General features: G+C 51.9%; 1 pseudogene. It reads left to right on the top strand.

Annotated features, from left to right (window positions below):
• Positions 1–264 (top strand): annotated as a pseudogene (locus K6M89_RS30785) (phasin); the annotation flags it as partial.

Raw genomic sequence — 264 nt, 5'->3', positions numbered from 1 at the left:
AAATGCAATGACCAAGATTTCCGAAAGATCCTTTGAAACGATCGAAAACCCGGGGTCATCGTCGCTCAAGGTGCCAGATCAGTTCGGCGCATCTGTTGAAAAGGGGAACAAGAAGGTGACAGAGGCTTTTTTGAAATTTGCGTCCGGCGCTGAAGCGACACAGAAAATGCTGCCTCCGATCCTCGAAACGACAAGTCTATTCGGCAACGAATTGTGGTGGAAGACGATCGCTGCACTGCAGGCCGACGCCGAGGCCAGCTTCTC

Origin of the sequence: Rhizobium croatiense (assembly GCF_019793465.1) — a bacterium.
GTDB classification, from domain to species: Bacteria; Pseudomonadota; Alphaproteobacteria; order Rhizobiales; family Rhizobiaceae; genus Rhizobium; species Rhizobium croatiense.
Note: the sequence above shows the minus strand (reverse complement) of the source record. Positions and strands in the feature narration are given on the sequence as shown.